This is a genomic window from Candidatus Villigracilis affinis, assembly GCF_016705895.1.
In the GTDB taxonomy this organism is placed as follows: Bacteria; Chloroflexota; Anaerolineae; order Anaerolineales; family Villigracilaceae; genus Villigracilis; species Villigracilis affinis.
In genome coordinates this window covers 40,018-58,828 of sequence record NZ_JADJKT010000040.1, presented here as the reverse complement: position 1 = coordinate 58,828, position 18,811 = coordinate 40,018, and the positions used below count along the sequence as shown (strand labels likewise).

Sequence of the window (18,811 nt, the reverse complement as noted above, 5' to 3'; positions counted from 1 at the left end):
CTTAACTTTGGCCTGTCTCCGCTTCATCGGCATGGGTCTGCTCTTCGAGATTGTTGCGCTTTCGCCCGGCGTAGGCGATGTAGCTGAGGCCAATACTGATGAAATACAAGAGGATCATTGGAGCCATGACCAGTCCCTGATTGACCGGATCAATAGTCGGCGTGACCATGGCGGCCACAATGGCGATGACCACAATAGCCAGGCGCCATTGCTGGGCAAGGATCTGCGGTTTGATAATGCCGATCGCAGACAGCACATAAATGATCAGTGGGAATTCAAAAGAAACACCGATCCAGAACATCAAACCGATCACGAACGAGAAATAAGATTCCGGACGCAGCTCGGTCTTGACGCCCATGAAGCTTTCAAGAAATGGCAGCGCGGCGGGCAGCATCAGAAAGAATGTAAAGGCGGCTCCGCTTAAGAATAGAATGGCTGCCATGGGAATTCCCGCCAGCCCCATTTTACGTTCGCGCGGACGAAGCCCCGGCGCGGCAAACCACCAGAATTCAAACGCGATGTATGGGATGGCCAGCGCAATTCCGCACATGAGCGCCACGCGCATGAAAACACCGATGGTCTCGGTGACTTCGATTGCCTTCAAATTATCCAAACCGCCGACGGGGATGGCGAGGAATTCAATGACTTTATTCGTGAATAGAAAGGAAACGCATACCATGATCACCAGTGAAATCACTGCACGCAATAAATGCGTGCGGAGCGCCTCCACCTGCTCCCAGAGCATCTGACGGGTATCTGAACTGCTGATGAGGTCGGCAAAGACCTCCGTCAGAGGATGTTCTTCAGGTTCGGTGTTCAGGAATTGGTTGAATTGACGAATCTTCCGAAATGGGAAGGCAATGATGTTGAAGACAAGGCGAAACGGAAAGGTGATGACCTTCCACACGCCGAAAAGAAAATTACGCATTTTGTTCGGGGTCGCCTTCTTTTTCTTTTACTACTTTGGCTGCGGCACTACCGGGAGGGGCAATCTTGTTAGATGGGAAATCCGAAGGAACAGCCTGAGGATGTGGCGACCTGCCTGGGGTGTTGGACCAGTTTCGGGCGGGGTCGGTGGCGCTGTTTATATCGTTCCCGATCTGATTTAATTCCTCATTCGCCTCGCGGATCAATTTGTTGGGCAGGGTCCGCAATTCGCGCGAGGTTTGCTGAAAGATCTTCCAGCCATCGGAGGTGATGATATTGCGCAGCCATTTGCCGATGGTCTTGCCCGCTTTTTGCATATCCTTTGGACCAAGGATGATGATCGCAATGATCACGATGAAAAGCAATTCAGATGTGCCAATTCCCAGGATTTCCATTTTATGATTCCAACTTTGTCTCGTGGGCGATTCTGTTTTTGATGACCTGCTGGATCTCGTTGACGTTTTCGGCGAGCGTGCCCAGCACACCGTTGATGAAACGCGGCGCAGAGTCGGAGCCAAATAGTTTTGCCAGTTCCACCGCTTCGTTGATCGCAACCTTGACGGGGGTTTCCCGATAGACGGCAAATTCCCAGAAGGCAATGCGCAGGATGTTGCGGTCAATGGCCGCAATTTGATCCAGCGGCCATTCGGGGGCATACTTTGCGATCAATTGGTCGAGATCGTGGGTAAGGGGAAGAACGCCAAAAATGATCTGCCTTGAAAATTCGGCAAGATCTGCTGCAAGCGGTGCTTCATCCAGGCGTGTTCTTAACACGTCACCGGGCAGGTGCTTTTCCGCCATATCTGTTTCGTAAAGTACTTGCAGAGCAATGGAGCGCGCTCTGGTTCGGGGTTTCATGCTTTCAGGCCTCATTATCCTCGTAATCGATATCTTCAATGTGAATATTTACCTGGCCGACATCCATGCCGACCATTTCCTGGATGGCGCGTGCCACGCTTTGTTGAACGTTGCGGCTGACCTCACGGATGTTGACATCTGCCTTGAGGACAAGATGCAGGTCGGCGAAAACAGTGTTGTCTTCCGTTTCAATACGGATGCCGTCGCCTGCTCCGCGTTTGAAGAGGCGGTTGACTCCCCCGGAGATGGGTGCCAGCCTGCTTACGCCGGGCACTTCCAGCGCGGCAAGGCGGGCAATGGTGGTGAGCACATCCGGTGATACGGTCGTTTTGCCTTGTGTGTTTGTTTCTGTCATGAGTACTCCTTGTGTGTAACTTCGCCTTGAGTGGAGTGTGGTCTTTGAGGAACGAAGTCGAAGGGCGAAATCAATGGATTACATCATCGCCATGCCGCCATCCACACCCAGCACCTGACCGGTGATATAAGCGGCTTCGTCTGAAGCGAGGAATGAAACGGCGTATGCGATCTCTTCGGGTTTGCCTTTGCGTCCCAACGGAACCATTTTGAGCGCGGCTGCGAGGGTTTCAGGGGTCATGGCGTCGAGGATTTCCGTATCTACAAAGCCCGGCGCAATAGCGTTGACGGTGATGTTACGGGTGGCTACTTCGCGGGCGAGGGCTTTTGTGAATGCGATCTGTCCGCCTTTGGAGGCCGAGTAGTTCGTTTGCCCGGGGTTGCCCATTTGCCCCGCAACGGAAGCCATGTTGATGATGCGGCCGACGCGCTTGCGCATCATATGTTTGACAGCGGCCTTTGAGCAATTGAAGGTGCTTTTCAGGTTCGTGTTGATGACTGCGTCCCAGTCACTTTCGGGCATCATCATGATCAACTGGTCGCGGGTGATGCCGGCGTTGTTGACGAGAATACTCAAGTCGCCGAAGGTTTCCACAGTGAATTTGACCAGCGCTTCGGCTTGCTTGAAGTCGGATACATCCGCCTGATGTGCGGCGGCTTTCCCGCCTGCGGATTGGATCTGTTTGACCACTTCTTCAGCCGATTCGGGGGATTTGTTGTAATTGACCACAACAGCCGCACCGCGTGCTGCGAATTCGAGGGCAATGGCGCGCCCGATTCCGCGTGAGCCGCCGGTGACAAGCGCTACTTTGTTTTCCAATGATAAGGTGGGTGACATCAGTTGACTCCTGTGTTGAAATTATACATCATGTGCAATAACCCACTGTCTCCTGTTTGGGAACGGCGCCTTTTGTCATTGTCCGGGCAGCGAGTAGAAATCGAAGTCGAATAAATGCAGGAAGCCAAATTGCGAATACAGCGCTGCACCTGCCTTGCTGGCCGTCAATGCCACAATGCGGCTTTCTGAGACGGAGGCTTCGGCGAGCAGGCGGGTGAGGATGGCCTTGCCATAGCCCTTGCGATGTTGATTTGGCAGTGTGGCCATGACGTAAATACCGGGAATGCCTGCACCTTCGATCATTGCGCCGATGGACATGGGTTCCGATTCACTTTCCCCTGCCAGAAACAGACGGGCGGGGCTGGAGTCATCGAGCCAATCGGAGGGCATATCTTCGAAATAGGTCATGGCCTGACCTTCGGCAAAACGAAATGCCAGCCTGCGGATTTTGCTTGCGGCTTGCAGATCCGCGATGGAATTGGCGCGCCAGACGCGGGTGTCTTTGCTGTGAGCGGGAAATGATGTTTCATCCTGCCTGTTCGGCGCGATCATGGCGGGAAGGGGTGGGGAGTCATATTGCAGGCCGCACTTTTCCAATATCTGGCCGATAGCTGGCGGTGACGGTTTTGTGTTCAGCCACCAATACCAGGGGACGTTTCGTTTCGCGAAGAAATCAATAACGGCTCTGACTTCCTCTTCGATCTCTGCTGTGCTGGTGTCTGCGGGAAAATCACAACCGAGGGCGAGGTTTAGCAGGGGAATTTTGAATCCAGTGGACGATGCTTTGATACCTTTTCCATTGAACCTTGCCGCCTGCGGACTGCGCGATGAAAGCCATGCCTGCACGGTCAGTGTGTGCAGGTCTGTGGCTTGAATCAGTTCATTGCGCGGCATTCCGAATTGCGCAATAAGCGTTTCGTCAGATGGGATGGGTCGCATGTTTAGTTCAGGTGGATCATTCTCTGCGGCGAATTCCGAAGGCCAGCCCTGCGCCGCCGCCCAATGCAAGAATCGCCGCCCAGAGGAAGGCATCCTGCCAGAAGCGGATGGGGAAGAGACGGATGAGGGTATCTGAATAATAGAAGAGCCAGGAATCGCCTTCGAAGAAAATGGCATGGAAGAGGGCGAAGAATTCCCAGAACACATCGGGATTGGTGGTGATGCCGATGCCAGCGATGAGACCGAGGGCCACGGCGAGGCCGATCATCCACATGCCGCCGCGGCGCAGACCGTTGAGGTAGTCGGGCATCCATCCGCTGCGCTGGGCGAGAATGGCAAGCAGGATGAGAATGCCGAGCGAGAGGTACCAAACCCGCAGCGCGCCGATGACAACGTTCTTCACATCGGCCATGTGGCTGAGTTCGCGCTCGTTGTAAAGCGGAGCGCCATTTTCGAATTGAAGGTCGCCGAGGTAGGAGATATCCGCACTGTTGACGAGATATTCCACCGCGTAGGGCGCCCATTGCAGGCGTTCCTCTTGTGTCATGCCATATTCGTCAACGGGGAAGTAGGGCATACGATATTCGACGTTGAAGTAGATGGGTGAAAGTAAAATGCGCAATGCCGCGCCGATGAGGGCGATGGGGGTGAGAAGAGAGACGAGATAGGAAAAGAAGGATGGTTTCATTATTGTAAAAATTCCAGACCGCCCTGCAAAACGAAGCTCACGACCATGTCATTGACGATCCATTCGATGGGGGCGAGGTCGTCGGTGAAGACGGTGGTTGTAGTATAGCCTTCGGTGAGATTGGTATAGGTGGCTGCCATGGTGTTGAGGAGTAACGGCTCAACAGATACATCAGAAGACAGGGCAACAAAATTGGCGGCGAAGTCTTCGCGGGTGGTGGGCTGTTTGGTGGCGAAGATCATCGTGTTGAGCGAGCCTGGGATGTCCATGATGTGGATGGATGCAAATTGGGTGGCGATCGTGGTGGCGAGGCCATCGATCAGGCGGCGATCTCCGGGGACCGAACCCACGTTGATGGTCAGCACCCCGTCATCGGTCAGGTGGGAGGCGATGATCTCGAAGAATTCCTGCGTGGTCATGTGCGGGGGAATGTACGGCGGGCGGTAGGCATCCACGGCGATGATGTCATATTTATATGGACTGCGTTCAAGGTTCAAGCGCCCATCGCCGATGTAGATATTTAGATTCGGCAGGTTCAATCCGAAATATTTTTGTCCGACCTCCACGATCTTTCCATCGAGTTCAAAACCATCGATGGGGATATCGCCATACACGGCTGTGGCCTGACGCGCCGCTGTGCCTGCCGCAAGGCCGACGATGGCCATGCGTTCGACATCCTGCGGTTTGCGGTTCGCGTAAAAGAATGGGCCGACCATAAACTGTTCCCACGGGCCGTTGTATTGCAGCGTGTCGGGATGATAGATCGAATGTACACCCTGCCCATCGTTGAGTCGCAGCAATGTGAAACCGTTGATCTCCTGTACTTGAATGTAGTTATAAGCCGACTCGGTTTCGTACACCTGACCCTTGTTGCTTTTGAGCGCCTGACCCGCCGAAAGAATGGCAACGAGCGCAAGCACGACGGGCATCCAGATCAGCTTGAGCATTTCATTTTTGCTGGCGAATTTTCCAAGACCTGCCAGCGCAACGCAAAGCAAAAACAAACCGAAGACCAAAAATGTTTTGGTTGTGCCGATGGTTGGGATGGTGACGAGCGTGGGCAGGAAGGTGCCGATGAACGAGCCGAGCGTGGAGATGGCATAGATCTGCCCTGAAATTTGCCCTGCCTTTGAAGTGTCATCCACAGAGAGGCGGATGGCAAACGGCGAGATCGCGCCAAGCAATGTGATGGGCACACTGAACAGAATCAACACGGCGATGAACGACCCTGCCATGATGCCGACGCTGAGCGCATCGAACGCGGTCGAAGCCGCCCTGAGAACTGGTCCAGCGATATAGGGAACGAGGCCAATTGTGAATGCTCCCCATGCAAGGATGCGATACATCGCGGCGGGAGTCGGGTTTGCATCGGCCCATTTGCCGCCGAGGAAATACCCCGCGGTGAGATAGATGAGGATCAGCCCGATGATGCTGGCCCAAACGAGGTTGCTCGTGCCGAACACGTTGCCGATCAAACGGCCCGCGGCCAACTCGGCGGCGAGTGTGGTCATGCCAGAGACGAAAACAGTGAATAGAAGGTATTTTTTCATTGATCTTCCATGAAATAGGATGGGGCGGATTATAAATGATGAATGATGAAGGATGGATGAGGAAAGAGGCGGGAAGAAGAAAGAAGAAATCCCCGTTTGTGGAGTTGTTCTGTGGGTGGAAATTCTTCGCAGAGGCAATGATTTCAATACTTCACGAAAAATTTTCGTAGTAGCGATCTCAGTCGCTTTTTAGCCGAATGACCAAAGAATCTTCCGGTGCAAAAATACAAAACCTCAACGCAAAGACGCTAGGACGCAAAAAATGTAGCTTTTGCCCCAAAAGCGCGAAAAGGCGAGGTGTCTTTATAATATCCTAGCGCCTTTGCGTTAAAAAATATCCTTTGGCAGTGGTCTTACCAAAACCATTACTACGTTTTCGTAATTTACAGACTGTAGATATTGAGACTACCCAACGTGCGACTCTTTTTTACTAAACCACAGGCTTTTCCATCTTCTTCTCAAGGTAGGCGTCTCCAAAGTCGACGAATAACTCAACCCAGAGCGGCAAATGATCGGACATTTTAAAGGTGCGCCATTGTTTGTATTCGTTAAACGTTTTATTCGGCAGATAGGTCTTCCAATCGGCATCGCGGTATACGTGATCGAAGAATGGAAATGTGCCCGCTCTAGCCAGCCCGAGCTGTTTTTCGACATCGCGCGCCAGAAAGGCGATCTGATCGAATGGTTTATCCCTGTTGGAATTCGTGTATGTGCCTTTAAGCGATGCTGGAACATGGAATTGTTCTTTTTCGATCGCCAGAAAGGTTTCATCATGGAGGGAGAAGACGTTGAAGTCTCCCAATAAGATGGAGTTGCCAGACCAGGCATCTTTGGACTGCATTCGTTTCTTTAGCAATTTGAGAACGGTCTGCGCTTCCTTGAGCCGCTGCGGATCATCGGCTTTGTCTTCGCCATAATAAAAATGCTGGGTGCATAACGTAAACTTAAACCAGCCCGCTTTAAAACCAGCAATGTAGGGTGTGCGCGAGAAAGCGAAATCGGACTTTAGGACTCCGCCCTCCTTTTTCATTTCAGGAACCAGTTCACCGGCCATGCCCCCAAAGGAGATCTTTCGAGTGTCGTAAATATAGGCATGACGTTCGTTATTCCCCTGCGTGCCGAGTGTGACATCTGAAACGATGTATTTCCACCAACTGCCGAGAATTTGTAAAAGTTTATCGAGGGCATCGAGATCGTCGCGCACTTCCTGAACGGCGATAATATCAAAGCGTGACATGATCTCAGCGATATAAAAGAGCGGTTCCTCCTCCCGTCCGCCAGACTTGGTTCCGCCAAACTCGCGAATATTCCAAGTGGCGAGCAGCAGGGTGGGGTCGACTGTTTTGGAAGGGATCATCTTGTCCAACTCGAACTTGAGCAATAGCAGTTTCTCGGCGGTGCGCCTGCCTTCAACGGTTTTGCTGTCAATACTTTTGTAATCTGGCATGGTAATGTATCCTCCATCGGTAAGTGGGTAAGGATTGATAACACTTGAACAAGTATATCCTTTTCACCTCCCCCGTTTCAATAGTTCTCTTGCTTATATACATGGCTTCTCCCGGCGCCCGTTTCGCGCCCCTGGGGGGCGGGTCCCCCCCGCCCGCCGCGGCCTCCCGGCGGCCCCCCCCCCCCCCCCCCCCGCCGGCCCGCGCGCCCCCCCCCCCCCCGGCCGCCTGTTGTGTTTTTTTTCCCTCCCTTGGGAGACCCCCCTGTTTACATAAGCCATCGAACTTTTATCTATGTAACTCTGTATCTCCGCGGTTTTGTTTTCAGACTATTGTATGAGGGTTACTCGAACAGCGGAGCCATCTCCAGGCGTTGACTGAGGTCCTGCATCTGTTCATCAGTGGGGCGGGAGGTGAAGCGATGGGCTGCTTCGAAGATGCGCGGCAACAGATTGATATCGCCTGCGGTGTTGAGGAAGACCTGCGGATTTCCGAAGACCCAGTGCATGGCAAGGTCGATATCGGCCTGTTCTTCGAGCGGACGATACCAGGTGGTGCGATTTTGCTGCACATCTTTCCACGGGGAGCGGGTGATGCCTTTGATGGTTTGCACGGCGATATTCCGCTCTTTGCAAACCGCAAGCACTTTGTTGAAGTTTTCGGCATAGCGCGGATTTTGCATCATGATATGGCTGTACGGCAGCAGCACGGAATCAAAATCGAATTGCGCCAGTGAGCGCAGATGGAATTCGGGCACAGGCACGCCGTGACCTGTCACCCCAATGAAGCGGACCAGCCCTTCATCACGCGCTTGAATCACGGCTTCGATGACGCCGCCTTCGCCGAAGGCTGTGACCCAATCCGCTTCTTCGTGCAATGCGTGGAGTTGGATCATGTCCACTTGGGGAACATGCAACAGGTCGAGCGAGCGGCGGATCTGGTCGTAGGCGGCCTGCTTCGTGCGCTGATCCGTTTTCGTGGCGAGGAAGAACGGTTTGCCGTGGCGGCGAATCCAATCGCCCAGCACTTCTTCGGCTTTGCCATAGCTGGCGGCTGTATCCACATGGTTGACGCCGTTTTGCAGAATGAGGTCCATCGCGGCATCGACATCCTTTTGCGGGGTGTCCCAAAACGCCGCCGCGCCAAAAATAGTCCGCGTGCTTTCGTGGCCCGTGCGGCCAAAGGGGAGGGTGGGGATCATATTTTTCTCCATCGTTCATTTGGTAATTAACGACCATTTATGCAGGAATTGTTAACCATCTGCTCTTACATTTGCACGTGAAATCACTATATGAGTCTCGAGCTCGGAGAACCTTTCCATCAGTCTTCTTAATGAGCCTGCCAGGTCTATTACAGATAAAGTTTATTATTCAACCCAATTAGCTTTTATTGAGTAAATTTTGCATTCACCATAAGGAAATCCACTGGAATCCAATATAAGTGTATCGCCTTCAATCTCGATTGTACTGGTGTAATTTTGAGAAATTTTGACAGTTTTAGTAGTCATGGATGCTTGTACATCACTAAAATAAACTGCGCCTGAATCATCTGCGCCCCACTCTATGGTGAGCATGATTGGGCTGGGGCTGGTATTCTCTACAGTTCCATAGACATCATATGTGGCGTTTGGTCCATACCCGCCTGCACAAGCGAGATTGGGAGATATAAAGTCTGTTGGGTCACCCGAGCCTGGAGGAGGGTTTTGAGGCGGACTTGATGATATGTCAATCGTTTTTGCCGATTTTTCCAGGGCGGCCAGGTCTTCTGACGTGCCGGAGTGATTTGTCATTTCTTCCAGGATGATTTGATCGAGTTGTTGAGCTAAAGCCAATGCAAGTTCAAGCTTTTCGAAGTTGGCTTCAAGTTTGAAGGTTGTGACACCTGCAACCCCAAATATATTGTTGCGGCGAAAATACACAAATGCAGTCCATGCGGAGTTTCCGCATGTGGGCGTTAGAAAGAAGGCGGTATACCCTATATCACCCACTTCAACTTCTCGTTTGGGGTTGGTGGGCGTATCATATAAATTCGAATATGATTCCAGCCCCGCCTGTGCCCCTTTGGCATCTTTATATATAGTTGCAACGATCTGGGCCGAAGGCGCGTCACTTTTTGTATTGCATTCAGGCGTGTACCAATAGTAGGCGTAATTGACAATTCGTCCAGTTTCGTTATGAAAGTCCAACTCTTTTTGCCATTGTTCCTGTTTTTTTATCGGGTCGAAAAAAAGCCCGACATAATCTTCATTGACATAGGCTTCATAACCTTGAAACGGAATGTTATTCAATGCGGAAAAAGAATCGGAGGCAGGAAACCATTCGCTTGGATTTCGCCCCACCAGGCTGTCTGTATCAACTGGTATAGATGTGAATGTTTCAGGTAATGAGGGTGCAGCCACTTCAGGGGCTGAAGATGTGGAAGGCAGGAAATTTGAAACAGCACTACAGGCTAAAGCGAAAATACTTGTAACTGAGAGGATTGCGTATTTGTTCATTTTACTTAACTCCCGTATGAAAACTTACGATAAACATATGAAGATTTTACCATTTTGCCTGGTTCACTGAGCATGTACGGATCATAAAACAGTCTTCTTCGCCCTCTTCGATTATCCCGCTTTTTATTTATATTTCAATGAATTATCGCTGCCTTACAGCACCCTGAAAATTCCCTGCTATACTCGCCCTGCCAAAAGGAGAATCCCATGCACATCCCTAAACTTTACCGCGAAGAAGACCGTGAATTAATCCTGAATTTCCTCAAACAAAATAATTTCCCTGCCATTGTCACCTTTGACGGCGAAAAGCCGATTGCCCCGCACCTGCCCGTGGAAATCGTGCAGACCGAAAATGCGGGGCTGACCATTTACAGCCACATGTCGAAGGCCAATCCGCAGTGGAGGACCTTTGGCGGGCAGGAAATTCTGCTCATTTTTCAAGGCGCGCACACCTATATCTCGCCACGCTGGTACAACCATGTCAACGTGCCGACATGGAATTACATGATGGTGCATGTCTACGGCAAAGTGCGGATGGTGGAAGGGGACGAGTTTTATTCCCTGCTCAGCCGTTTGGTGGGGCATCACGAAGCGCATTCAAACTATCGGCTCGAGTCCCTGCCGCAGGATTTTGTGAAAAAGGAAATGAACGGCACCGTCGGTTTCGCCGTGGATGTCACCCGCATCGACGCGGGCTACAAGCTCAGTCAGAATCGCAACGATGAAGACCACGCGAACATCATCCGCGAGTTGGAAGAGCGGGGAGATGTGAATTCAGTGGAAGTGGCGAATGGGATGAGGGGGAAGAGAGCAGAGAATAGTGAGTAGTGAGAAGTAAAGCCACATCTCATATGGTGGTCGAGTAGCCTTGCGCGATCTTTGAAAGGCGTATCGAGACCACATGCCTAAACTACATTCTCAAAATGAGTCACTACAGGTGTTAAACCTGGTTTGCCTTCCACGGCGATCACGTCAATTTGCCAGTGGTCAATTTCATGCTCAGCGCAGTAATGCTGGGCCGCGTGGAGCATGTGCTCGCGCTTCCGTGCCGTAATCTGTGCTTCGGGGAAAAAATTTGCGCTGGAGGTCAGAGTCTTCACTTCGACGAAGATCGTCACATCGCCCTGCCTGGCTACGATGTCAATTTCACCATACGGCGTGCGGATATTTCTGGCAACGACCTCACGTCCATGCGCGGCGAGCCACTCGGCGGCGATGCCTTCGCCCCATGCGCCGATCTCCTGATTGTGCTTCGTCATTGCGTGATCCGCTCCAGCAGTTTGCGCAGGCGTATCGACCAATGTCCCTTGCGCGGATGCGACTCGCGCACCAGTCTTTCATAATGTTTGAGCATGATATCCGTGGTCCGCTCAATGGCGTAGGCGGAGGATGCCTTTCGCGCTGAGTCGCTGAGTTGGGCACGCAGGTTCGGGTCAAGACAGAGGCGGGTGAGTTTGGCGGTAAACGCTGGCAGGTCATGAGTCGCAAGCAGGCCCGTCACCCCATCCACCACCGTATCCCCAACTCCCACCGAATGGATTCCCATCACGGGCAGTCCCGCGCCCATCGCTTCGATCACCGAAAGCGGATGCACCTCCGTGACCGACGCAGTGACAAAGGCATCGCACATGGCGAGATAGGATGGAAGTTTTTCGTAATCGACTCGGCCCACCATGCGGACTCTACGGGTGAGGTCCATCTCTTCAATGAGGCTGCGGATCTCTTCTTCGTAGGGCTGGATGCCGCTTCCAATAAGCAGCAGTTGTGCGTTGGGGATGGCCTGCGCAACCCCTGCGAATGATCTGAGAAGGAAGGGGAGATTCTTTTCCAGCGCAATGCGCCCCGCATATACCAATAGAATGTCATCGGGCTTGTAGCCAAGCTCAGCGCGTGAAAGCGGACTGGCGTTTTGGAAATTCTTCAAATCCACGCCATTGGGCACCACTTCAACATTGCCATCCACATTGAGTTGACGCAGCACCTTTTCCATTCCCGCCGACGGTGCAACGACCAGGTCCACCGCATTGCAGAAGGAGGGCAGGTAGGCTTGCAAAATTCCCTGGCTCATTTCTTCGGGCATGATCGGCAAATAAGTCTGCGCGTACAGGTCGTAGCGTGTGTGATTGGTGTACACGATGGGAATCTTCAACAAACGGCAATAGCGCAATGCCAACCTTCCGCTTAAGAAGGGATGATGCACATGCACCACGTCCATGGTTTGAAGCAATTGCTTTGCCTCCCGTGAGTAGCGCATGGACAAATAAAATCCAGAATCCGAGAGCGGCACGCCGCGGCTGTAGATCACACGCGGTTCCTGGTTTTGTTGATCCAGATCGCCAAAAGTGAAGACATACACTTCGTGCCCCGCCAGTTCGAGATATTTTTATTGACCTCGACATAATTCGTGATGCCGCTGACGTAGGGTTTGTAACTATCCACCATCATTCCGATTCGCATGTGAATATGCTACGTCATCGAAGATTGAATGTCAAGGATAAATACTGCGCGTGATAAAATCATTTTATGAGCCAAATGATAGCGAAATTGATTTTGCGAAATAAAGTGTATGAAGTAAAGCCTGGCATGGCGCTGGTGGATGCCTTGAAGAAGAGCGATATTGTCCCTGAATCGGTCATTGCCACACGCGATGGTGAGCTGATCACCGATGACGAAATTTTGCGTCCCGGCGATGAGATCAAACTGATCGCAGTGATCTCTGGCGGTTGAGATGAAATGTAAAAAATGCGGTGAAAAAGCCTCGATCCACATGCGTCAGCATAAACTGGCGTTGTGCAAGGAACATTACCTCGAATGGGTTCCCGAGCAGACCGAACGCTTTATCAAAAAATATGAGATGTTCAATCGCGATGAGAAAATCCTCGTGGCGGTTTCAGGCGGCAAGGATTCGCTCTCATTGTGGGATATTCTCGTGCGTCTCGGTTATCAAGTGGATGGTTTGTATCTCGGCCTTGGCATTGATGGCGGGATTAATTACTCGCACGAATCCCAGCGGTTGACCGAGGAATTCGCCCAGCGAATAATCTCAAACTTCACGTGGTGGATATTGAAAAGGAATACGGCCAGTCCATACCCATGCTGGCGCAAAGCAGCCACCGCGGATACGGGAAGCCCTGCGCCGTGTGCGGGCTCGCCAAACGCCACGAAATGAATCGCGTGGCGCGTGACCTCGGCTATGATGTCCTCGCCACAGGTCACAACCTGGATGATGAAGCCGCTGTTCTATTCGGCAATACCCTGCACTGGGCCAGTGACTATCTTCTGCGCCAGGGTCCCGTCCTGCCTGGCACGGATGGACTCTCTCGCAAGGTCAAGCCGTTGTGCCGTTTCTATGAACGCGAAATGACGGCCTACGCCATCATGCGCGGCATTGAATATATTTATGAAGAATGTCCCTTTGCTGAAGGGTCGCAGTCCATTTTTACAAGGGATCCCTGAATCTGCTGGAAACTGCGCGCCCCGGCGCAAAGCTTATTTTCTATTTAAATTTTCTGGAAGCCAAGAAAAGCGGGAATTTATTCATTGAAAAGAATGAATCGCTCAGGCATGTCCATGCCTGCCCCAAGTGCGGACAACCCACGACGACCCCGATTTTTGTTCGTTTTGCAGAATGATCGAAAAAGCCGCGGCGGAAGTGGAATAGGGCTGTGATTTAAGTGTTTCCGTATATCTTAATATTGTAACGATTAAGCCGATCAAGAACAAACCCAGCGCGGTGTAAGCTGCGAGTTGTTCCTGCGGGAGCAGTGAGAAGGCTGGAATGTCAAAGCCTGAACGGCCCGATGTGACATGATCGGGTGTGTCCTTTTGCCGAGCAAGGCTTCACGCAGTTCGATCACATCCTTCGGGCGGTCATCGGGGTGCAGCGACATGGCCCACAGGATGGCTTTTTCCCACGCGGCTGCTGAGGGTAGGATTGATATCTCGAGGCGGTGTCAGGCTGCGGCTATTTAAAGCGTTTGCTGGCTTCGGTGGGCGGTTCGTTCGTGACCAGGTGATACAGGGTGGCACCGAAGGAGAAAATGTCAGCGCGGATATCTGTATGCGTATCGTCGCCGCCGTATTGTTCGAGCGGGGTGTATAGCGCGGTGCCCTGACCTTGAATGATGGTGATGGTCACTTCATTGGGGGCGAGAATTTTTACGAGACCGAAATCCACCAGTTTGATTAATCCGCTTGGGGTGATTTTCAGGTTGCTCGGTTTGATGTCGCGGTGAATGATCGGCGGGTCTTGCTGATGAAGGTAATTCAGCGCATCTGAGATTTGCACTGCCCAGCGCAATACTTCGTTTTCAGAGAGGAAGGTTTTGTTGCGGCGGGCATCGAGCATGCGTTCGCGCAGATCTTTGCCTGGCACGTAATCCATCACCAGATAATCGCGCAGACCTTCGGAGAAGAAGTCTGAAACCTTCGGCAGGTTCGGGTGGTCGAGGCGCGCAAGAACAGAAGCCTCGCGAAAGAATTGTTCGCGTGCCTGTTCTAAAAACTGGGGTGGGAGGGTGCGATTGTGCTCAACTTCCTTAAGAGCGCATAATCTGCCTTCAAGACGATTGTCTTCGGCAAGATAAATACTGCCTGTACCGCCCTGTCCGATCTGTTCACGGATCTTGTAGCGGTCACGCAGAACCTCCCCATTCTGAAGTGACTGGGGCAAATCTTCTCCTTTTTTGGAACGTGCGATTCTGTGTTTACATCAAGGTCAAGGCGGAGCGATGATTTCGGCGTCTATCGTCCGCGTATATCAAGACCATAAAAGAATGATTTGCAAGTATCCACAGAATTACACTTTTCTGCTATATTATAAACGTCTTTGTTGTTATATAGTACTGTGCATGCATTGGCAATCTGGGATCTGATGGAGTGCGATCAGGTACAGGATTTTATTTTTTTGCAAGATGCGATAATTGAGGTAATTATGGAACATGAAGATGAATTTCCCATTCTTGTGGCTCAGGAAGGCCCGCTGAAAGGACAGCGCTGGTCGTTGAGCCATGCATTGATGGTCGGGCGCGACCCCACCTGCGATATCAACGTGCAGGACCGTCAGGTTTCGCGCTTTCATGCACGTATCACGCCCACTACAGAAGGTGTGACCGTTGAAGACCTCGGCAGCAAGAATGGAACGAATCACAATGGCGTTGAGTTGACCGGGCCAGTCATGCTGCAGGATGGTGATTTGTTGGGTATTGCCATTGCCCAGCAGTTTTTGTTTCTCACTTCCGATGCTACCATGCCGCTCGCCGAAGGTGGTATTCGCCCGGGCCGCCTGATGATGGATAACAAATCCCGCCGCGTGTGGGTGAACCAACAGCAGGTCACGCCGCCGCTTTCCGCACAGCAATTCAAGTTGTTATGGCTGTTATATGAAAATCAGGGACAGGTGATCAGCCGCGCCGATCTGGTCGCCACGGTCTGGGGCGAAGATCAAATGGCTGGCGTATCTGATCAGGCTTTGGATGCGCTTATTCGACGCTTGCGCGATCGCATCGCATCCCTTGACCCAACTCATCAATATATTGACTCCGTACGCGGTCATGGCGTACGTTTAGATAACCCCCCCCTCAGGCGGATAAAAGATCATGGACGTTCAATCAGAAAAATTCTCGCTCGTATTCTCTCCACCACCCGCATTGCAGCGCTCGGCACAATACGTGATGAGGAGCCGCGTGTCTCGATGGTGGCCTTTATCGCCGCCCTCGATTATTCGGCGTTTTATGTTCATGTCAGCCGTCTTGCCCAGCACACGGTGGATATGCAAAAGAACAAGCAGGTCAGCCTGCTCATCGCCGAAACCGATGATGGCCGCGCCGATCCGCAAACACTTGCGCGCCTGTCCATCCGCGCCTCGGCTGAATTCATGGAAAATGGTGAACCTGGTTATGCCCCCGTGAAGAAAATGTATATCGAGACTTTCCCTGAATCAGAGCAGTTGTTCCAGCTGGCTGATTTCGGTTTGTGGCGTATCAAGCCGAAAGGCGCACGATACGTCGCTGGTTTTGCGAAAGCCTTTAATCTCACGCCCGAAACGCTTCAGAAGGTTTCTCAAAAATAAATTCGTTCACATCCCGCATTCGCTTGCGGGAGTTTTTATTTAATCAGGAGAAATCATGGAATCATTAAAACTGCTTGCTGTTTTTGCACATCCGGATGATGAATCCATGGGAATGGGCGGTACGCTGGCGAAGTATTCCGCCGAAGGAGTGGATACACACCTTGTCTGCGCTTCACGCGGCGAGGTGGGCTGGTTCGGTCCCGAGGAGCAGAATCCAGGCACGGAAAGACTCGGCCAACTCCGCGAAAAGGAATTATCCAACGCTGTCAAAGAACTTGGCATGAAAAGCCTGCACTTCCTCAATTACATTGACGGCAGTGTGGATAAGGCCGTCCACGCCGAGGCCATCGGCAGGATCGTCACGTACATTCGCCGGATCAAGCCGCAGGTCGTTGTGACTTTTCCTCCCGATGGAAATTATGGCCATCCCGATCACATCGCGGTTGGGCAATTCACCTCTGCGGCCATCGTTTGTGCAGCAGATTCTAGCTATCAGGATGCAGAGAATTTACCCGCTCACCGTGTTTCGAAACTGTATTATATGGTGGATGGCGAAAACTTCATCAATCTCATTGCGCCCTTCATGGGGACATGACCTTCCCTGTAGATGACCAGGTCCGCGGAGAGATCGCCTGGAAGGAATGGATGGTCACCACGCTCTGGAAGGCCATTCAATGCCATCAAAGCCAATTGCCCACTCTGGGCGCGCTCGCAGAAATGGATGCCGATGCCGCAGCATCCGTTCTTGCCATGCAGGGCACGTTTTATCGCGTATTCAGTTTGGTCAACGGCGGCAGGGGAATTGAAGCGGATTTGTTCGAAGGATTGCGATAGTCAGATCAAAAAAGAAGAAAGAGGAAAGAAGCTTCTTTCCTCTTTCTTCTTTTGGTTTAATTACTTCACGATTTTCCATGCCGCAGGCAAAGCCACGGCAGCTGCCAGCAACTTAATCACATCCCCGATCAAAAATGGGACCATGCCCAAGGCAACGGCTTTGCTGAAACTTCCCAGCACAACCGATAGCCATGTGATGCCACAGGCATAGATGATCACTGTGCCTGCCAAAAACGGAATGAATGAAGTGCGAGCGTTTCGTTCCAGACCTCGTTCTGCCAGCAGGCCGATGATATAAGCCGCAGCGATAAAGCCGATTAAATATCCGCCTGTCGCGCCGATGACGACGCTTAGTCCATGTGCGCCGCCAGCAAAGAAGGGCAGACCGATGATCCCTTCCGCAAGATACAACGCAAGCGATAATGCGCCGCGTTTCGATCCCAGCGCCGCGCCGATGATCAATACGCCGAAGGTTTGACCTGTGATCGGTACAGGCGTGAACGGCAGGGGAATTTCAACCTGCGCCAATGCAGCAACGAACAAGGATCCGAAAACAATAAGAAACAGATCACGAATCCATGTTGCTGTGCGGGGAAAATAACGGACGGAAAGTGTGGGGGCAAGAGTTGTCATATAAGGTTTCCTTTTTCTGGATTATAGTTTATCGAGCGCAGACAGAGTGTCATGCATTTAGCCTTACTCATTGAGTAGAAAGACACCTAATTTGAGCGGCGTATTATTACCTTTGTTTGCGGGGAAAATCAAGTAAAATAACAAAGTATATTCATTTCCCATTTTTGTTTCAATTCAACCCTGACCTCGCATGAAGATTTTCTTCAGTCAAGTACAAGAGTTTCCCGAAAACACCTCCCAGATTGCGGCGGAGAGTTATTTTCGCGAACAAGACTCCAGTGGCTTGATCGAGAAACAGCTCAATGCAGGCAAATCTGCCATTCTGCTTTTTTCGAATGGGTCACCTAATGCAGCCTATCTGGTCGAAAACGGACGGGGTACTCCGTCCTCCATGAGTGAGTTCGCCTCACTGCGTGATGAAGTTGCCCGCATACGTGCCGTCAAACTGCCAGATATTGCCGGGCGCTTGACACTGTTGGCGCTTGAATCCCAAATTGCAAATGAATTCAAGATCGCCGATCCAAAATCCTGGATGTTGCAAGTTGAACAATGGAAACAGGAACAGTGGAGCGGCTTGGCCGAAGTAGTTTCAGACAAATTGCAAGGCTTTGCGCTTTTTTGGCAGGGCGAGTTGCAAAAATCAGATCGTATCTTTTCTACTGCCGATGGATTTGTTTCCGATATCCCTGGTTTGGAAAATGGTGGGGATTTCTTGTGGGAAGTCACCACTTATTCGCCCACACCAGCCACACAGGGATATCAATGCGCGGTGCTGCGACTCGGTGCAATGAACTGGAGCCGTAAGATCCTGGACCGTTATCAACAATTGGTCGGGCAGAAATTACTGCAAACCATGGACCGCGAGTTGAATCGCCAGATCCAACCCTGGCGTTGGCACATCGCCTTGAACGACAGCAACATGCTGGACGCGCACTTTTTCCCTTATTTGATGGATGCGGCCCATGCCTATCGCGCTTTGTTCATGGCAATGGGCGCGCAAATGAACTTCGTCATTGGCGGCAACCTCACCCTGCGTTTATTGAGTGAGACCTTCGAACAGATCCATCCCGATGAACGTGCCATCTTAAAATCCCAGCGGTTGATTCCTGCCGCATTTTCGGAATGAACCTTATGAGTGAACTATCCAATCAAACCGCTAATAGGATTTCCCCCAGGAAAAT

The 18,811-nt window shown here is 51.7% G+C and carries 24 protein-coding genes; 8 read left to right on the top strand and 16 right to left on the bottom strand.

Annotated elements, in window-relative coordinates:
* Window position 1 precedes the first annotated feature (1 nt).
* From tatC to IPI86_RS22895, 11 genes are all read right to left on the bottom strand, one after another.
* Complete coding sequence (tatC, locus tag IPI86_RS22945) at window positions 2-928, bottom strand: twin-arginine translocase subunit TatC (RefSeq protein ID WP_345300361.1); 927 nt, start codon at window positions 926-928, stop codon at window positions 2-4.
* Window positions 921-1,322 (bottom strand): twin-arginine translocase TatA/TatE family subunit, encoded by a 402-nt coding sequence (locus IPI86_RS22940; RefSeq protein WP_345300360.1) that lies wholly within the window; start codon window positions 1,320-1,322, stop codon window positions 921-923. The genes tatC and IPI86_RS22940 overlap by 8 nt, the downstream gene beginning before the upstream one ends.
* Before the next feature lies 1 nt (window position 1,323).
* Complete coding sequence (gene nusB / locus IPI86_RS22935; RefSeq protein ID WP_345300359.1) at window positions 1,324-1,785, bottom strand: transcription antitermination factor NusB; 462 nt, start codon at window positions 1,783-1,785, stop codon at window positions 1,324-1,326.
* 4 nt (window positions 1,786-1,789) lie between these two features.
* The gene (locus IPI86_RS22930; protein ID WP_345300358.1) at window positions 1,790-2,140 is read right to left on the bottom strand and encodes an Asp23/Gls24 family envelope stress response protein; all 351 of its coding nucleotides are present in this window, start codon (window positions 2,138-2,140) and stop codon (window positions 1,790-1,792) included.
* A 78-nt stretch (window positions 2,141-2,218) separates the two neighbouring features.
* Window positions 2,219-2,977 (bottom strand): 3-oxoacyl-[acyl-carrier-protein] reductase, encoded by a 759-nt coding sequence (gene fabG, locus IPI86_RS22925; protein WP_345300357.1) that lies wholly within the window; start codon window positions 2,975-2,977, stop codon window positions 2,219-2,221.
* 75 nt (window positions 2,978-3,052) lie between these two features.
* Window positions 3,053-3,916 (bottom strand): GNAT family N-acetyltransferase, encoded by an 864-nt coding sequence (locus IPI86_RS22920; protein ID WP_345300356.1) that lies wholly within the window; start codon window positions 3,914-3,916, stop codon window positions 3,053-3,055.
* A 16-nt stretch (window positions 3,917-3,932) separates the two neighbouring features.
* Window positions 3,933-4,604, bottom strand: coding sequence for a TIGR01906 family membrane protein (locus IPI86_RS22915; protein ID WP_345300355.1), 672 nt, complete (start codon window positions 4,602-4,604; stop codon window positions 3,933-3,935).
* Window positions 4,604-6,154, bottom strand: a complete 1,551-nt coding sequence (locus IPI86_RS22910) for a fused MFS/spermidine synthase (protein ID WP_345300354.1) — start codon at window positions 6,152-6,154, stop codon at window positions 4,604-4,606. Before IPI86_RS22910 ends, IPI86_RS22915 begins: the two co-directional genes overlap by 1 nt.
* Window positions 6,155-6,584: 430 nt before the next feature.
* Window positions 6,585-7,601, bottom strand: coding sequence for an endonuclease/exonuclease/phosphatase family protein (locus IPI86_RS22905; protein ID WP_345300353.1), 1,017 nt, complete (start codon window positions 7,599-7,601; stop codon window positions 6,585-6,587).
* Window positions 7,602-7,942: 341 nt separating this feature from the next.
* The gene (locus tag IPI86_RS22900) at window positions 7,943-8,800 is read right to left on the bottom strand and encodes an aldo/keto reductase (protein ID WP_345300352.1); all 858 of its coding nucleotides are present in this window, start codon (window positions 8,798-8,800) and stop codon (window positions 7,943-7,945) included.
* A gap of 165 nt (window positions 8,801-8,965) precedes the next feature.
* Window positions 8,966-10,093 carry a hypothetical protein gene (locus IPI86_RS22895; protein ID WP_345300351.1) on the bottom strand — a complete coding sequence of 376 codons (1,128 nt, stop codon included), beginning with the start codon at window positions 10,091-10,093 and terminating at the stop codon, window positions 8,966-8,968.
* Window positions 10,094-10,300: 207 nt separating this feature from the next.
* Between IPI86_RS22895 and IPI86_RS22890 the strand changes: the two genes are divergently transcribed.
* A complete protein-coding gene (locus tag IPI86_RS22890; protein ID WP_345300350.1) occupies window positions 10,301-10,921 on the top strand; it encodes an FMN-binding negative transcriptional regulator in 621 nt (206 codons plus the stop codon).
* Between the two features lie 77 nt (window positions 10,922-10,998).
* Here the strand turns inward: IPI86_RS22890 and IPI86_RS22885 are convergent, their stop codons facing one another.
* Window positions 10,999-11,352 (bottom strand): YraN family protein, encoded by a 354-nt coding sequence (locus IPI86_RS22885; protein ID WP_345300349.1) that lies wholly within the window; start codon window positions 11,350-11,352, stop codon window positions 10,999-11,001.
* Window positions 11,349-12,464: a glycosyltransferase gene (locus IPI86_RS22880; protein WP_345300589.1), complete on the bottom strand. Its 1,116-nt coding sequence runs from the start codon at window positions 12,462-12,464 to the stop codon at window positions 11,349-11,351. The genes IPI86_RS22885 and IPI86_RS22880 overlap by 4 nt, the downstream gene beginning before the upstream one ends.
* Window positions 12,465-12,625: 161 nt before the next feature.
* Between IPI86_RS22880 and IPI86_RS22875 the strand changes: the two genes are divergently transcribed.
* From IPI86_RS22875 to IPI86_RS22865, 3 genes are read left to right on the top strand one after another with little or no spacing between them, the layout of a single operon-like run.
* Window positions 12,626-12,820, top strand: coding sequence for a MoaD/ThiS family protein (locus IPI86_RS22875; RefSeq protein ID WP_345300348.1), 195 nt, complete (start codon window positions 12,626-12,628; stop codon window positions 12,818-12,820).
* Between the two features lies 1 nt (window position 12,821).
* Window positions 12,822-13,262: a hypothetical protein gene (locus IPI86_RS22870; RefSeq protein WP_345300347.1), complete on the top strand. Its 441-nt coding sequence runs from the start codon at window positions 12,822-12,824 to the stop codon at window positions 13,260-13,262.
* Window positions 13,259-13,549, top strand: a complete 291-nt coding sequence (locus tag IPI86_RS22865) for a hypothetical protein (protein ID WP_345300346.1) — start codon at window positions 13,259-13,261, stop codon at window positions 13,547-13,549. The genes IPI86_RS22870 and IPI86_RS22865 overlap by 4 nt, the downstream gene beginning before the upstream one ends.
* A gap of 257 nt (window positions 13,550-13,806) precedes the next feature.
* On the opposite strand, the gene IPI86_RS22860 is transcribed toward IPI86_RS22865, so the two are convergent.
* Both IPI86_RS22860 and IPI86_RS22855 read right to left on the bottom strand, forming a co-directional pair.
* The gene (locus IPI86_RS22860) at window positions 13,807-13,983 is read right to left on the bottom strand and encodes a hypothetical protein (RefSeq protein ID WP_345300345.1); all 177 of its coding nucleotides are present in this window, start codon (window positions 13,981-13,983) and stop codon (window positions 13,807-13,809) included.
* A gap of 74 nt (window positions 13,984-14,057) precedes the next feature.
* Window positions 14,058-14,765, bottom strand: coding sequence for a serine/threonine-protein kinase (locus IPI86_RS22855; protein ID WP_345300344.1), 708 nt, complete (start codon window positions 14,763-14,765; stop codon window positions 14,058-14,060).
* Between the two features lie 261 nt (window positions 14,766-15,026).
* Here IPI86_RS22855 and IPI86_RS22850 point away from each other — a divergent pair, with 261 nt between their 5' ends.
* The 3 genes from IPI86_RS22850 to IPI86_RS22840 are packed head-to-tail and all read left to right on the top strand — an operon-like array spanning window position 15,027 to window position 16,997.
* Window positions 15,027-16,163 (top strand): FHA domain-containing protein, encoded by a 1,137-nt coding sequence (locus IPI86_RS22850; RefSeq protein ID WP_345300343.1) that lies wholly within the window; start codon window positions 15,027-15,029, stop codon window positions 16,161-16,163.
* A 55-nt stretch (window positions 16,164-16,218) separates the two neighbouring features.
* Window positions 16,219-16,758, top strand: a complete 540-nt coding sequence (locus IPI86_RS22845; protein ID WP_345300342.1) for a PIG-L family deacetylase — start codon at window positions 16,219-16,221, stop codon at window positions 16,756-16,758.
* On the top strand, window positions 16,755-16,997 hold the full coding sequence (locus IPI86_RS22840) for a hypothetical protein (RefSeq protein ID WP_345300341.1): 243 nt from the start codon (window positions 16,755-16,757) through the stop codon (window positions 16,995-16,997). The genes IPI86_RS22845 and IPI86_RS22840 overlap by 4 nt, the downstream gene beginning before the upstream one ends.
* 60 nt (window positions 16,998-17,057) lie before the next feature.
* Here the strand turns inward: IPI86_RS22840 and IPI86_RS22835 are convergent, their stop codons facing one another.
* Complete coding sequence (locus IPI86_RS22835) at window positions 17,058-17,630, bottom strand: biotin transporter BioY (protein ID WP_345300340.1); 573 nt, start codon at window positions 17,628-17,630, stop codon at window positions 17,058-17,060.
* A 190-nt stretch (window positions 17,631-17,820) separates the two neighbouring features.
* On the opposite strand from IPI86_RS22835, the gene IPI86_RS22830 reads away from it, so the two are divergent.
* Window positions 17,821-18,756 (top strand): hypothetical protein, encoded by a 936-nt coding sequence (locus tag IPI86_RS22830; protein ID WP_345300339.1) that lies wholly within the window; start codon window positions 17,821-17,823, stop codon window positions 18,754-18,756.
* Window positions 18,757-18,811 lie beyond the last annotated feature (55 nt).